Origin of the sequence: Rhizobium ruizarguesonis, from assembly GCF_012349115.1 — a bacterium.
GTDB classification, from domain to species: Bacteria; Pseudomonadota; Alphaproteobacteria; order Rhizobiales; family Rhizobiaceae; genus Rhizobium; species Rhizobium ruizarguesonis.
This window is the reverse complement of record NZ_PQIG01000089.1, coordinates 13,631-28,560: the sequence shown is the minus strand read 5'-3', so window position 1 is coordinate 28,560 and position 14,930 is coordinate 13,631. Positions and strand designations below refer to the sequence as shown.

General features: G+C 60.9%; 13 protein-coding genes and 1 pseudogene. 10 read left to right on the top strand and 4 right to left on the bottom strand.

The genetic code is table 11. The features are described from left to right. Positions 1-20: 20 nt before the first annotated feature. The 3 genes and pseudogenes from C3Y91_RS37595 to C3Y91_RS21695 form a co-directional block, all read left to right on the top strand. Positions 21-1,433: pseudogene (locus C3Y91_RS37595) on the top strand (phosphomannomutase); the annotation flags it as partial. 51 nt (positions 1,434-1,484) lie between these two features. Further along, a complete protein-coding gene (locus C3Y91_RS37590; RefSeq protein WP_018074644.1) occupies positions 1,485-2,912 on the top strand; it encodes a mannose-1-phosphate guanylyltransferase/mannose-6-phosphate isomerase in 1,428 nt (475 codons plus the stop codon). 117 nt (positions 2,913-3,029) lie between these two features. Next, positions 3,030-3,335: a hypothetical protein gene (locus tag C3Y91_RS21695; RefSeq protein ID WP_018481626.1), complete on the top strand. Its 306-nt coding sequence runs from the start codon at positions 3,030-3,032 to the stop codon at positions 3,333-3,335. A 57-nt stretch (positions 3,336-3,392) separates the two neighbouring features. Here the strand turns inward: C3Y91_RS21695 and C3Y91_RS21690 are convergent, their stop codons facing one another. Next, positions 3,393-4,349, bottom strand: a complete 957-nt coding sequence (locus C3Y91_RS21690; RefSeq protein ID WP_024319415.1) for an endonuclease/exonuclease/phosphatase family protein — start codon at positions 4,347-4,349, stop codon at positions 3,393-3,395. Positions 4,350-4,595: 246 nt separating this feature from the next. Here C3Y91_RS21690 and C3Y91_RS21685 point away from each other — a divergent pair, with 246 nt between their 5' ends. Further along, positions 4,596-5,612 (top strand): NAD-dependent epimerase/dehydratase family protein, encoded by a 1,017-nt coding sequence (locus C3Y91_RS21685; protein ID WP_018073778.1) that lies wholly within the window; start codon positions 4,596-4,598, stop codon positions 5,610-5,612. A 78-nt stretch (positions 5,613-5,690) separates the two neighbouring features. On the opposite strand, the gene C3Y91_RS21680 is transcribed toward C3Y91_RS21685, so the two are convergent. Beyond that, positions 5,691-6,005, bottom strand: coding sequence for a hypothetical protein (locus C3Y91_RS21680; protein ID WP_018481629.1), 315 nt, complete (start codon positions 6,003-6,005; stop codon positions 5,691-5,693). 771 nt (positions 6,006-6,776) lie between these two features. On the opposite strand from C3Y91_RS21680, the gene C3Y91_RS21675 reads away from it, so the two are divergent. The 6 genes from C3Y91_RS21675 (at position 6,777) to C3Y91_RS21650 (ending at position 12,991) form a co-directional block, all read left to right on the top strand. Further along, positions 6,777-7,478, top strand: coding sequence for a CerR family C-terminal domain-containing protein (locus C3Y91_RS21675; RefSeq protein ID WP_024319414.1), 702 nt, complete (start codon positions 6,777-6,779; stop codon positions 7,476-7,478). Then, positions 7,475-8,488: a secretion protein HlyD gene (gene hlyD, locus C3Y91_RS21670; protein ID WP_024319413.1), complete on the top strand. Its 1,014-nt coding sequence runs from the start codon at positions 7,475-7,477 to the stop codon at positions 8,486-8,488. The genes C3Y91_RS21675 and hlyD overlap by 4 nt, the downstream gene beginning before the upstream one ends. Further along, positions 8,485-10,230 (top strand): ATP-binding cassette domain-containing protein, encoded by a 1,746-nt coding sequence (locus tag C3Y91_RS21665; RefSeq protein ID WP_024319412.1) that lies wholly within the window; start codon positions 8,485-8,487, stop codon positions 10,228-10,230. Before hlyD ends, C3Y91_RS21665 begins: the two co-directional genes overlap by 4 nt. After that, a complete protein-coding gene (locus tag C3Y91_RS21660; RefSeq protein ID WP_024319411.1) occupies positions 10,227-11,354 on the top strand; it encodes an ABC transporter permease in 1,128 nt (375 codons plus the stop codon). The genes C3Y91_RS21665 and C3Y91_RS21660 overlap by 4 nt, the downstream gene beginning before the upstream one ends. Before the next feature lies 1 nt (position 11,355). Next, positions 11,356-12,465 carry an ABC transporter permease gene (locus C3Y91_RS21655; protein WP_130744893.1) on the top strand — a complete coding sequence of 370 codons (1,110 nt, stop codon included), beginning with the start codon at positions 11,356-11,358 and terminating at the stop codon, positions 12,463-12,465. 130 nt (positions 12,466-12,595) lie between these two features. Continuing rightward, positions 12,596-12,991, top strand: coding sequence for a DUF1236 domain-containing protein (locus tag C3Y91_RS21650; RefSeq protein ID WP_130662071.1), 396 nt, complete (start codon positions 12,596-12,598; stop codon positions 12,989-12,991). Here the strand turns inward: C3Y91_RS21650 and C3Y91_RS21645 are convergent, their stop codons facing one another. Beyond that, positions 12,992-13,204: a hypothetical protein gene (locus C3Y91_RS21645; RefSeq protein WP_168575779.1), complete on the bottom strand. Its 213-nt coding sequence runs from the start codon at positions 13,202-13,204 to the stop codon at positions 12,992-12,994. Positions 13,205-13,303: 99 nt separating this feature from the next. Then, positions 13,304-14,836 (bottom strand): winged helix-turn-helix domain-containing tetratricopeptide repeat protein, encoded by a 1,533-nt coding sequence (locus tag C3Y91_RS21640; RefSeq protein ID WP_168575778.1) that lies wholly within the window; start codon positions 14,834-14,836, stop codon positions 13,304-13,306. Positions 14,837-14,930 lie beyond the last annotated feature (94 nt).

The window sequence follows — 14,930 nt, the reverse complement described above, 5'->3', positions numbered from 1 at the left end:
AATCGGAGCCATGTCTTCCTATGAAATTCGGCACGAGCGGCCTTCGCGGACTTTCAGTCGATCTCAAGGGACGCGCCTCTGCCCTCTACGCCACCGCGTTCGGCAAGTATCTGCTGCAGACCGGCAAGGCGCGGGCTGGCGACGTCATTCTGATCGGCCGCGATTTTCGCGATTCAAGCCCTGAAATCTCGGGAAATTGTGCCGGTGCGCTTGCCGCGCTCGGCTTCCGGATATTCGACTGCGGCAATGTCCCCACACCCGCCCTTGCCCTCTATGGGCTCGAGAGCAACGCCGCCTGCCTGATGGTGACGGGCTCGCATATTCCGGCGGACCGCAACGGCATCAAGTTTTATCGCCCGGATGGTGAGATCGACAAATCGGACGAGGCAGATATCACCGCATTGGCGGCCGAAATCGAGCGAACCGGTGAAACGGTGACGCAGGCGCCGGCCGAGACGGAGGAGCATGAAGCGATCTGCCGGCAGCTCTTTTTCGAACGCAATGCCGCCCTGCTTCCGCAAGGCGCCTTGTCCGGCCTGAAGATCGGTGTCTACCAGCACAGCAGCGTCGCCCGCGACCTGCTGGTTGACGTCCTCGCCCATTACGGCGCCGAGATCACCGCTCTTGGACGTTCGGAGAGTTTCATTCCCGTCGACACCGAAGCCGTTTCCGACGAGACGATCGCGCTGACGAAGCGTTGGGTGTCCGAGCACAAGTTCGATGCGATCGTCTCGACCGATGGCGACGGCGACCGTCCGCTGGTCGCAGACGAAACCGGCACGCCGCTGCGCGGTGACCTTCTCGGCCTTGTGGCAGCCAATTTCCTCGGCGCCGGAACAGTGGTGACACCGGTTACCTCCAATTCGGGCATCGAGGCCGCGGGCTCTTTCGCCGTCCGGCGCACCCGCGTCGGCTCACCCTTCGTCATTTCAGGCATGGAAGAGGCCGTGGCGGCCGGCAAGGATCATGTCATGGGCTTTGAAGCCAATGGCGGACTGCTGACCGCAACCGCCTTTGATATCAACGGCCGAAACGTGCGTGCCTTGCCGACACGCGATTGTTTTATCCCGATGCTCGCGATCCTGTCGCTCGCCGCCACCCGCAAGCAGCCGCTTTCGGCCGTTGCCGCCTCCTATCATCTGCCATTTGCCGCCGCCGACCGCCTCGAGAATTTTCCGGTCGAGACGAGCGCGGCGCTGATGCAGTATCTGCGTGCCTCCGATGAAAATCTTTCGGCTTTCCTGCAGCCGATCGGCGAGGTGGCTGCGAAGTCCGACATCGACGGACTTCGCGTAACACTGAGGGACGGCAGGATCATCCATTTCCGCCCGTCCGGCAATGCGCCGGAAATGCGCTGCTACGTGGAAGCCGAGAGCGAGACCGCAGCCCTGGATCTTCTGACCGCCGGGCTGACCCGTATACGAGACTGGGCAGAGACACCCGCTAAACATGCGACGAACACGCTTTTTTCAAGGAACCCGCCTATGACGCAGAAAATCGTTCCCGTGATCATGGCCGGCGGCAAAGGCACCCGGCTCTGGCCGCTTTCCCGTGCCACCGCACCGAAACAGTTCATCCAGTTCGTCGGTGACAAGACGCTGTTTCAGGAGACCCTCGACCGCGTTTCCAATCCGGATCTCTATGAAGCCGCGATCGTCGTCACCAATGAGGAATTCCGCTTCCTGGTCGCCGAGCAGGCCCGCGAGCTCGCCATCCCGCTCGCCGCCGTCCTGCTCGAACCGGTTGCCCGCAACACCGCGGCAGCGGTGGCCGCCGCCGCTACGCTTGCCGGCGAGCTCTTCGGCAAGAACACCATCATCCAGATGCTCGCCTCGGATCACGAGATCCTGGCCGATGAGACCTATTTCGATTGCATCCGCATCGCCCGCGATGCCGCAGCCGACGGCAAGCTCGTGACTTTCGGCATCACTCCGACGGAGCCGGCGACGGGTTACGGCTATATCGAGATCGGCGATGCGCTCAAAAACGGTGCGCACAAGGTCAAGCGCTTCGTCGAAAAGCCGGCACTTGAGAAGGCCGAGCAGATGCTCGCCGCCGGCGGCTTCTACTGGAACTCCGGCATCTTCATGTTCCCGGTGGCGGAACTCGTTGCCGAACTGCAGGAATATGCGCCTGACGTGCTGAAGGCGGCCAGCAAGGCCGTTTCGAAGGCAAGCCGCGACCTCGATTTCACCCGCCTCGACGCCGACCATTTCGCCAAGAGCCCCGACATCTCCATCGACTACGCGATCATGGAAAAGACCTCCAAGGCCGCCGTTGTCCCCTCGCCCTTCAAATGGTCTGATATGGGAAGCTGGGATGCCGTCTGGAAATCAGGCGCACGCGACGGTAACGGCAACGTCGCCGCCGCAAACACCACCGTGGTCAACACCCGCAACTCGCTCGTCATGACGCATGGCGTGCATCTTGCCGTCCAGGGCATGGATGATGTCGCCGTCATCGCCAGCGAAGACGCAGTCTATGTCGGACCGCTCAAAGACAGCCAGAACGTCGGGCAATTGGTCAAGCTGCTGGCGTCCACGTCCGCCACCGCGAAATTCACCGAAACCCATCCGACATCCTATCGCCCCTGGGGCGGCTATACCTCCATCTTCAACGGCGATCGCTTCCAGGTGAAGCGCATCTTCGTTACACCGGGCAAGAAGCTTTCGCTGCAAAAACACCACCATCGCTCCGAACACTGGATCGTCGTCAAGGGAACGGCCGAGGTGACCGTCGGTGAGACAGTGCGGATGCTGCGTGAGAATGAGAGCGTCTATATTCCGCTCGGCGAAGTCCACCGCCTCGCCAACCCCGGAAAGATCCTTCTCGAGCTCATCGAGGTGCAGACGGGTTCCTATCTCGGCGAGGACGACATCATCCGTATCGTCGATGAGTTCGGAAGAACGTAAAATCGCAGCCGGAGCGATGGTCGGGCCTTTTCCGGCGCGACCATCTCGCTGTTGAATTTCCTCTTGGGGTTCTCGTAGAATGGATGTACCGACAGACATGACCGGAGATACCCCCTGATGCGTACCCTGACCGTCCTTGCTGGATTTCTTTCAATCATGGTGCCGGGAATGGCGTTTGCCGAAACGGCAAGCATGAGAGCGGCAAGCGAGTCGGAAATTCGCCAGCACCTGCCCGGCACGTCCGAACTGAAAGAAGGCAAGAACGGCTACGAATATCGCGACGGCAATAAGAATGGCTACAAGATAAACAATGGCCAGGTGTGCGTCCTGTTCCCCAGCAAGAAGACCGACTGCGTCAACGTGAAGACCGACGGCAAGACCTTTCAGATGATCGACAAAAAGGGCGGCCGAACCAGATTCTGATTTAGACCCCCAGCAAGCTTGCCTTGCCTGGGCAAGCTTATCTTGCCCCAGGCAAAATCATTTTGCCGGTGACATCTCGCCATCTCTGTCGAGAACGAAGTCAGCGATCAGGCCTGAATGGTTCGAGCCGAGATTGTCATCGAGACGTTTCAGCGATGTCAGATGAAGCGGCGCGCGCGCAAATATGTGATCGATGGCGATCCCGAGCGAGCCGGCGGCGACCGGCCATGTTGCTGGTTCCGGCACGATGGTTTTCAACTTCTGTTCGCGTAGGAAACCCTGGATACTCGGGGCGATCACCGAGGAGTTGAAATCACCTGACAGCACCAGAGGCCCGTCGATCGAACCAAGCGCTTTGGTAAGATCTTCCAATTCAGCCATCTGGAAATCGTCGAAATATGGTTTGGTCAGGTGCGCCGAAACCAGATTGATGGTCTCGCCGCCGAAGTCGACGCTTGCTATCACAAGCCTGTTTTTTCGAAGACTGCCCATGCTTTCGACCTGCCGGCTGACGAACGGGCGTTTGGAGAGCACCAGCGTATCGCAGGTATCCTTTCCGGTGTCACAACCGATATGATAGGGATAGGCCTTGAACAATTGCTGCAGGTGAAACGTCAGCGGCTTGGCTTCGAGCAGATTGACGACGTCGGCATTCGACGCGATCACCAGGTCGGTGATTTCAGTCGAGTTTTTCCAATTGTCGATCGCGATGTTGAACGACATGAGACGGAAAAGCGGCGGCGTGTCGGTGCTTCTGTCGCCCTCCGCGAATTCGCGCAGCATGATGATGCCGTGAGCGATGAGAAGAAGCGAGGCAAGCAGAAGGATAAAGCCGTAGATCTGCCTTTTGATAGCCAGAATGATGAGACTGGCGGCGACGAACACGACGCCGAGGTGAACCTGAAAGCTGTAGACGAAGGACAGAAGCCAGAAGTTCGTGACATAGCGTAACGATACGATCGCGATGGCAACGGTCAGAAACGCGCAGAGAATCCAATAAATTATATCTCTCATCGATCCTGACCTGCTTGCAGACGACCGCCCGGCCATAACATGCGATCAGTTATGGTGCAATGCAGCATAACAGCCGGGAGCCGGCATCCGGCAAAACAGCGGCGGATAGACCAACGGCAGCGGAGACGGTGCTGTGGCCTTCTCTTTCAAAGACCTATCGACTCGGCCTCTTCTTATCTTGTAAGTGGGGTCACTTGATACGGAATCGGCTCTTTGCCGTCGGCAGGGAGCCGAGAAAAGGTGGGAATGCGCTACTTCATTACAGGGACTGCCGGCTTTATCGGTTTTCATCTGGCCAGGCGCCTGCTGCAGGAAGGGCACGACGTCACAGGCTTCGACGGCCTGACTCCCTATTATAACGTCAAGCTTAAGGAGATGCGCCATGCGGCACTCTCCCAGTTTCCGGCTTTCAAACCCGTCATCGCTATGCTTGAGGACCGCCCAGCGCTGGAAGCGGCCGTTCTGGAGGCCAAGCCCGACATTTTGATTCACCTCGCCGCACAGGCCGGCGTGCGCTACAGCCTGGAAAATCCCGAGGCTTATCTTCGTTCGAACGTCGAAGGCTCGTGGAACATCATGGAAATCGCACGGCGCGTCGAAATCCGTCACCTGATGCTGGCCTCGACATCCTCGATCTATGGCGCCAACGCGACCGTCCCCTTTCACGAGACCGATCGCGCCGACGAGCCGCTGACCATTTATGCCGCGACGAAGAAATCAATGGAACTGATGGCGCACAGTTATGCCCATCTTCACAAGATTCCGACCACGGCTTTTCGCTTCTTTACGGTTTATGGCCCGTGGGGCCGGCCCGACATGGCGCTGTTCAAATTCACCAAGAACATGCTCGAAGGCCAGCCGATCGAGATTTACGGCGAAGGCAATATGAGCCGCGACTTTACCTATATCGACGATCTCATTGAAGCGATCGTCAGGCTGTCGGCAATCGCTCCGAGCGAGGAAAACCGTCTTGACAACGTAGCTGTCGAAACGCTTTCGCGCCAAGCGCCCTTCCGCGTCGTCAATATTGGCGGGGGCCAGCCGGTCAGCCTGATGGATTTCGTCGAAACGGTGGAGAAGGCGCTCGGCCGTCCTGCAATCCGCAAGATGCTGGCGATGCAGAAGGGTGACGTGCCGCGCACCTTCGCAGCCCCCGATCTGCTTGTTGCGCTGACGGGGTACAAGCCGGATACGACCTTGGATGTCGGCGTCAGGGCCTTCGTCGACTGGTATCTCGACGTACGCGGCCAGCTTGACGCCTAGTCGATCCCGGCGGTCGCGGAGGATGCGACAAGCCGAACTATTTCCAGCCGGCCCAATGTTTCAACAAAGACCGGTGTTTCAGCGAAGAAACGTGACGGCGTCCACAGCCGCGACCGCTTTCGAGAACATGTAGTCGACGACAACGGTCAGCCTCTGCGAATAGATCTTGAGCTGGTTGTTCTCGCCCTCGATTTGAGCCGGGCTGCGCAGAACGAAAGGAACGCCTGGGCGCACGAAACCGGCGTGAGTCGTCAGCGGAACCTCGCTCGAATGGCCGATGGCGGAGGTGTACATCAGGTCGCGGGCAAGGCTGGCGGGACCGATGGCGAATGCCGGCCCGGCAGCGGCAGTGATGGTCAGGCTCAAGGCGATGGCGGCGAGAGTTCTGTGCATGTCGAAGTCCCCGTTTACGGATCGTCGGGCTTTCCGCCCGGCTCCAAGCGATCGACGCGTCTGTCCACGCTTCGGTCGCATTCATGAGACCACTCTACACATCAGTATTTTCAGGGCTTTTAAGCAGATCGGTCAAATTTTACGAAATTTGATTTTCCGTTCTCACCGGTTCGGAATCCACGGGAAAAACGCGGAAATGCCGATGGCCTCGACGCTGCATAGCAGTCTACAGGACGCGATCTAGCTTCTTGTTGATGTGCAGGTTCGGCATCAATCCCGCACTTTGCGCAGCATGATAGGATTCTCGCGCCGCATCGAACGAGATCGACCACATGATGGCGCTGAGCAGTAGCGCGATAATATAAATCTGAATACGCATCGAATTGGCGATACGGAAAGAGCAAGGCAGTTTTGTGTCAAAACATGGCCGTTGGAATGACGAAAACAACAGACAAGCTTTTTGTTCGCAACCACTCCGCCAGATATATTTGCGTCGCGAAAATTAGCGATAATGCAGCGTTAGCTGCTAGCAGCCAACGCCGAGGCTTGGTTCCTCTTCCCCACCCCGAGAACCCTGAAAGGTCCGTTCCCCACGGGCCTCTTTGCGTTGTCTTCCAGTGTGTTTTTCGGGTGGATGGCTGAAATCACCTAATGCGCATGACGCATGCCCCCTCTCGTTCGCGACCTGTATCGGCAACCTCGCTTAAGCAGCGCTCAAAGCATACAAATCAATCGATTGACTTATTTTATTATCGGTATTATAAAATTCTCATGACCCAAGAACACGACAACCAGCCACCGGCCTCCGCCCGCGCCGAGATCGCGCGCCAGAAGATGCTATCCGCGGCTCTCGACGTCTTCGGCCGCTACGGCTTTGACGGCGCGTCGACGCGTCAGCTTACCGAGGCGGCCGGGGTGAACTTGCAGGCAATCCCCTATTATTTCGGCAGCAAGGAAGGTCTTTACATCGCCACCGCCGAATATCTGATGGGCCGCATTGACACGCATGTCGGTGACATGAGGGCGCGCGTCGGCGCGCATCTGCTGGCGCTCGACGCTGCGGGCAAACCGCTTGGTGAAGCTGAGGCCCGCCTCTTCCTGACTGAAATCCTCCGGACCATGGTGACGCTGTTCGTCGGCAAGGAATCCGAACCCTGGGCGCGCTTCCTGATCCGCGAGCAAATGGAGCCGACAGAAGCCTTCACACGAGTCTATCAGGGCCTCATGCGTCCGATGATCGAGATGGGCCGGCGGCTGATCGGCGCCATCCTTCATGAGGATCCCGCCTCGGAACATGTGCGCCTGCGCACCTTCACCCTTCTCGGCAGCATCCTCGTCTTTCGTGTCGCCCATGCGGCCGTGCTCGCCCAGATGGAGTGGGACGGCGTCGGCCCGGAACAGGTGGAGATCGTGCGCGGCCTTGCCGCAGAGCTGGTCGATGCCATCGGCCCGCTGAAAGGAGGTGCAGCTTGAAACGCATCCTTTCCCTCGTCATCCTTCTCCTCGTTGTGGTGGGTGCCGCCGCCTGGTGGTACGGCCTGCCCGAAAAACTCGGCTGGTGGCCTGAGGCCCGCCACGAGTTCGTTCTTTACGGCAATGTCGATATCCGCCAGGTCTCGCTCGGTTTCCGCGTCAGCGGCCGTCTCGCCGAACTCCACGCCGACGAAGGCGACGTCATCAAAACGGGAACGGTTCTGGCGAATCTCGATCCAGCACCCTATGAGTTCGCCGTCCGTTCGAGCGAGGCCAATGTCGCAGCCCTCCAGGCAACGTTCGACAAGCTGAAAGCCGGGCCGCGCCCAACTGAGATCGCCCAGGCACGCGCCGCCTATGACGAAAGTCTCGCCGATCTGGCGAATGCCAACCTCGCCTATGACCGCGCCCGCCAGTTGCGCCCACAGGGCACGATTTCCGAGGCTAGTCTCGACCAGGCAACCGCTGCAAGGGCAATGGCCGCCGCACGCGCCGATTCCGCCAACGAGGCGCTGAAACTGCTGCAGGAGGGCTCGCGCGTCGAGGATATCGCCGCTGCCGACGCCCAACTGAAGGCGGCTCAGGCAACGCTCGCCGCCGCCCGCACCTCGCTTGATGATACCGAGCTGCACGCGCCGAACGACGGCGTCATCCTCTCCCGCGTCCGGGAAAATGGCGCGATCGTCTCGCCGGCAGACACCGTCTTCGTATTATCCCTGACCGAACCTGTCTGGGTGCGCAGCTATGTCGCCGAGCCCAATCTCGGCCGTATCCATCCCGGCATGAAGGTTTCTGTTGCCTCCGATACCCCGCCCGACAAGCCCTATGAAGGCACGATCGGCTTCATCTCGCCGGTCGCCGAATTCACCCCGAAATCGGTGGAGACGCCGGAACTCAGGACCGACCTCGTCTATCGTCTGAGGATCGTCATCGACAGGCCCGGCCCGGATCTACGCCAGGGCATGCCGGTCACCGTGCGTTTTGCCACGCTGACGGCAAGCGGACAATGACCGCCGCCGAGACCGGCCGGGACGACAAGCCGCTCGTCCGGATAGACGGCGTCACCAAACGCTTCGGCGCCGCGCCAGCCGCCCTTGACGCCGTCTCCGGCGTCATCGGCGGCGGCGCAATCACCGGCCTCGTCGGCCCTGATGGCGCCGGCAAGACGACGCTGATCCGGTTGATGACCGGTCTGATGCTGCCCGACACGGGAACGATGGAGGTTCTCGGCTTCGATACCAGGAAGAATGCCGCCGGTATCCAGGCGGCGATTGGCTATATGCCGCAGCGCTTCGGCCTCTATGAGGATCTGTCGGTGCAGGAAAACCTCGACCTTTATGCTGATCTGCGTGGCCTGCCGAAAAGCGAGCGGGCCGGCGCTTTCGACGAATTGCTGACTTTCACCGATCTCAAGCGTTTCACCGGCAGGCTCGCTGGAAAACTCTCCGGCGGCATGAAGCAGAAGCTCGGTCTTGCCTGCGCCCTTCTGAAGAAGCCGCGCCTGCTGCTGCTCGACGAGCCCGGCGTCGGCGTCGATCCGATCTCGCGCCGCGACCTCTGGAAGATGGTCGAGAATCTGACCAAGGAAGGCATCGGCGTCCTTTGGTCGACCGCCTATCTGGACGAAGCGGAGGCCTGCGACCACGTGCTCCTTCTGAACCAGGGCAAGCTGCTCTTCTCGGGAAAACCCATGGAGATGACCGAGCGCGTCAAAGACCGGGTCTTCCGGGTATCCGGTGTCACCGGCCGCCGTCGGCAGGTGCTCGCCGAACTCCTGCAGGCCGATGGCGTCATCGACGGCGTCATCCAGGGCGAGGCGATCCGTCTCGTCACGGCGAAGGACAAGAAGCCCGATATCGGCAAGGCCGGCGATGGCGCAACACTCGCTCCTGCGCCGCCTCGCTTCGAAGATGCCTTCATCGATATGCTGGGCGGGGGTCCCGGCGGCCGCTCCAGGCTCGCAGAGGCGCAGCAACCGCTGAAGGGTGAGAACGACCGGCCGGTGATCGAGGCCAAGGGACTGACCAAGCGCTTCGGCGATTTTACCGCTGCCGACAATATCAGCTTCGATATCCGCCGCGGCGAGATCTTCGGCCTGCTCGGCCCGAACGGCGCCGGCAAGTCCACCACCTTCAAGATGCTCTGCGGCCTGCTGAAACCAACAGGCGGCGAAGGCCGCGTCGCCGGTTTCGACCTTCGCCGCGATGCGGCCGAAGCCCGCAACCAGCTCGGCTACATGGCGCAGAAATTCTCGCTCTATGGCGATCTCACCGTCATGCAAAACCTCGAATTCTTCTCTGGCGTCTATGGCCTTGGCGGAAAACACCGGCGCGAGCGCATCGACCTGATGGCCAGCATCTTCGACTTCGGCCGCCATATCAGCCAACCAGCCAAGGATCTGCCGCTCGGCCTGAAACAGCGCCTGGCGCTTGCCTGCGCCGTCATGCACGAGCCGCGCGCCCTCTTCCTCGACGAACCGACCTCCGGCGTCGATCCGATCACCCGGCGCGAGTTCTGGACGCATATCAATGCGCTTGTGGAAAAAGGCGTCACCGTGCTCGTCACCACCCACTTCATGGACGAGGCGGAATATTGCGATCGCATCTCGCTGATCTACCGCGGCCGCTCGATCGCGCTCGGTTCGCCTGACGAATTGAAGGCCCGGGTCGCGACCAAGGAGCAGCCGGACCCGACGATGGAGGACGCCTTCATTGCCCTGGTGCAGCAATCCGAGAAAGAGGATGCAGTATGAGCACCTCCTCCGGCCGGATGCGACGTCTCTTAGCCCTCGTGCGCAAGGAAAGCTTCCAGGCGATCCGCGATCCGAGCAGCATCCTCATCGCCTTCGTGCTGCCGCTGATCCTGCTTTTTCTCTTCGGCTACGGCGTCTCGCTCGATACCACTCGCACCCGCATCGGCCTCGTGACCGAGGAGATGACGCCGCTGACGCAGGATCTGTCGGCCAGTTTCCAGGCTTCGCGCTATTTCGATGTGGCCATGGGCCGCGACCGGCGTTTGTTCGAGGAAGACCTCGTGCTCGGCAAGGTGCGCGGCATCGTCATCATTCCCGCCGACTTCACCACGCGCTACACCGCCGGCAACCGGCCCGATATCCAGGTGATCGTCGACGGCTCCGATCCGAACACCGCGAATTTCGTGCAGAATTATGCCCAAGGCACTGTTGCCAACTGGGAGCGGCAGAGACAGGCGGACGTTGCCTCCCATAGTCCTGCCATCTCGGTCGAGCAGCGCTTCTGGTTCAACCCTGAACTGACCAGCCGCAATTTCCTCGTGCCGGGCTCGATCGCCATCGTCATGACGCTGGTCGGCACGCTTCTCACCTCGCTCGTCGTCGCTCGCGAATGGGAACGCGGCACCATGGAAGCAATGATGGCGACACCGGTGACGGCGGCAGAACTCCTCGCCGGCAAGATCCTGCCGTATTTCCTGCTCGGCCTCACCTCGATGACGCTCTGCGTGCTGCTTGCGGTCTTCCTCTTCGGGGTGCCGTTCCGCGGCTCCGTCGCCGCTCTTTACGCGCTGTCGGCCGCTTTCCTGATCCCGGCTCTCGGCCAGGGCCTGTTGATCTCGACGGTCACGAAGAACCAGTTCCTCGCCTCGCAGCTGGCACTGATCTCGGCCTTCCTCCCAGCCTTCCTGCTGTCTGGCTTCCTCTTCGAGATCAATTCCATGCCGACCGTGATTCAGTGGATCACCTTCATCGTGCCGGCGCGCTACCTGATCCCCAGCCTGCAGACGGTGTTCCTCGCCGGCGACATCTGGCCGATGTTTCTGCAGGCGATCGGCGTGATGCTGACGATCGGCGCCACCATGTTCGTGCTAGCAGCCCGCAGCACCAGAAAAAGGATCGGCTGAGATGTGGACAAGGCTTTACGCCCTGATCGTCAAGGAGCTGCTCGCCGTGCTGCGTGATCCGAAGGGCCGCGCCATCCTGATCGGCCCGCCGATCGTCCAGCTTCTCGTCTTTTCCTATGCGGCGACACTCGAAGTCCGAAATGTCGACGTGATGATCCTCAACCGCGACAGCGGCCACTGGGGCCAGGAACTGATCGAGCGCATCGATGGCTCGCCGACTTTCCGGAAGATCGAGATCGCCTCCAGCCAGGCGGAGGTCCGGGTGGCGATCGACAACCAGACGGCCATTGCCGCCGTTGAGATCGGCCCTGACTTTTCCCGCAATATCGAGGCGGGAGCGCCGGCCGACCTGCAGATGGTGCTCGACGGCCGGCGCTCCAACGCCTCGCAGATCGTCGCGGGCTATCTCTCGCAGATCGGTGCCGCCCTCGCCGCCGAGACACCGGCCGGCAAACGTGCCGGCGCCGACATTGTCTCGACAGTGCCGCGCAACTGGTTCAACCCGAACCTCACCTACCAATGGTTCATGGTGCCGAACCTGATCGCCAGCATCGCGCTGCTGATCGGCCTGATCGTCACGGCATTGTCGATCGCCCGCGAGCGCGAGCTTGGCACCTTCGACCAGCTGATGGTCTCGCCGCTGCGTATGCACGAGATTCTGATCGGCAAGTTGATTCCACCGATGATGATCGGCTTCTTCCATATCACCGTCTATATCCTGGCTGCTGTGTTCCTCTTCGAGGTGCCGCTGCGCGGCTCGCTCTTCCTGCTTTACGGCAGCGCGATCTTCTATCTCGGTTCGGTCGCCGGCCTCGGCCTCCTCATCTCGGCGCTGTCGATGACGCAGCAGCAGGCGATCCTCGGCGCCTTCCTTTTCATGGTTCCAGCCATGCTGCTCTCCGGCTTTGCGACACCGATCGAAAACATGCCGGGATGGCTGCAGCCTGTGACCCTGATCAATCCGCTGCGCTATTTCCTGGTGATCGTCAAAGGCGTCTTCCTCAAGGATATCCCCTTAAGCGAAGTGGTGAACCAGACAATCCCATTAGCGCTGATCGCCGCCGTCACGCTCAGCGCCGCCGCCTGGCTCTTCCGCCGGCGGCTGGAATAACGCCTCCCAACCCATGCTTCCGCCGCCTCACATAATGTGAACCGGCCTTCCAAAGCGTGACTCTCTCCTGCTGGAACCTCGGATTGGCGTGGTCGTTACCCAAACGCAACCCCAGCAAAGGAGAAGCAAAATGTACAAGGTCCTACTTGTCTCCAGCGCCCTTGCGCTGTCGTCATTTGCAACCAATGCGCTCGCTGATGGAGCCGTGACCGGTGCAGCCGGTGGCGCCATCACCGGCGCAATCGTCGGCGGCCCCGTGGGTGCTGCCATTGGCGGCGTGGCCGGCGGTGTCGCCGGTGCCGTTGTCGATCCTCCGCCGCGCGAGGTCGTTACCTATGTCCAGCAGCAGCCAGCCCCGACCGCCTCCGTGGTAGTCCAGGAACCGATCGTCGTCGGCAAGCCGCTTCCGGCAGACGTCGTCGTGACGCCGGTGCCTGACAATCCGAAATATGCCTATACGGTCATCAACAATCAACGCGTGATTGTCGAACCCAGCACCCACCGTGTGGTGCAGGTCATCGAATAATCACGCAACCGAAGCCGCGCGTTGCGGCTCGGCAACTTCCGGCCCCGCTTCGGCGGGGCCTTTTTTCGTGCGCTCGCGCCACATGCCGATCAGCGAGAACACAACGACAAAGTGCTGTGGCAGCTTGAACCCATGCTGCAGCGCCTCTATCGGAATTCGGTCGCCGTAAAGCTTGCCCTGTCTGAGCGATAGAATATGCATGGTGGAAAGCATGAGCCGATCCTCCATCGATTGACGGGATCAGCATCGCCGAAATGTCCGCTTTGGGTCTCTAAGAGACCGATTAAAGGCTATTAAAACTTCCAAGAGCTTTCAGCGCGCCCGCATTCCGGCCCGCGCCAGTCCTTCCAGAACCGGCACAAAGCGCCCCGGGTCCTTGGCCGGTTGACCGGCTTGAATTTTCTCGAGCGTCACACCGGGTGCGATCGCCTCAAGCGCATGCAGGTACTGCCGCGCCTCGGCCATGTTGCCGAGATGCGCATGTGCTGCGATCAGCATCCAGTAGGTCGGGTCGAAATGGGCATTGAGCGCCAGCGAGCGAGCGCCGAACGAGACCGCCGCCTCGTAATTGCCGCGGAAGATCTCGGCCATCGCGATGCCCGTCAGCGAAAAACGCGCGTCCGGATCTCGCGGCCCCAGCCTCAAGGCGCGGTGCAGACGCTCGAGCGCGTCATCGATATCGCCGCAGTGCAGGGCCGCGATGCCGGAGCATGCCGCGACGCGAAGATCATTGGGATTGGCGGCAGCGGCAGCCTCCAGCACGGCCATGCCGCCTTCGTAATCCTTGCCCGTCTGCAGCAGCGCCATACCGCAATGGACCATCACCCGGGGATCGCCGGCCGAATGCTGGAGGCCGCGGCGTGCAAGCCTGAGGCATTCCGCCTTGTCGTCTTCTCCGAGCGGCGGCCAGCCCATGGTCGTGCGATGTTCGAGCGCCCAGGCGGCAAGCGACAGGATCAACGCATTTTCCGGCTCGATGGTCAGGGCCTCGCGCAGCAGCGTATAGGCAGCGGCATTGCTTTCGATCGACTCGTCGGTGATGGCAGCAAGTGCACGCAGATAGAGATCATAGACCGCCGGGCTGTTCGGCCGGTCTCGCCGCGATCTCCGGATTTCGGCGATCTCGATCGCCGGCTCGACGATCGTGGCGACGCGCTCGGTGATACGGTCCTGGAAGGCGAAGATGTGGCTGATGCCGTCTTCGAAATGATCGGCCCAGAGATTGGCCGCCGAAATGCCGTCGACCAGCTGCACGTTGATGCGCACCTGCGCGCCCTCTCGCCGGATACTGCCTTCGAGCACGTAGCGCACGCCGAATTCCCTGGCCACCTCTCGCACATCGACGCTGCGTCCCTTGTAGACAAAGGCGGAGTTCTGCGAGACGACCGAAAAGGAACGGAAGCGCGAAAGCGCGGTGATGATCTCCGCCGCCACGCCGTCGGCGAAATAATCCTGGTCGGCGTCACTGCCGAGATTGACGAAGGGAAGAACGGCAACCGACGGCGCCTGCGGCGCCACGGGCGCTATCCCGGCATCGTCCTGGCGCGGCAGGCGATAACCAACCCTGGGAACGGTGACGATCCACTCCGTGCCATCCGGCCTTGCGCCGAGAAGCTTCCTGAGCGTGGCAATCTGGACCGTCAGGTTGCCTTCTTCCACGGTAAGTCCCGGCCAGGCCCGCTCCATCAGATCCGCCTTGGTGACGACGCGGCCCTCAGCCTCCAGCAGCAAGCCGAGCAGCGCTACCGACCGTTGTCCCGTCGCAACGGACTTCCCGTCCCGCCACAGGCTTCCTGTCACGGGATCGTAAAGGAACGGACCAAACGAAAGCCTTGAGCTGCTCATTGCCAGAGCATAGCGCGAAAATATTGCGGACTGAAAGCCGATGGTGCGCCGATGCGCTGGATAAGCCACCGTCGGATGAACGGCAGCTTATCCA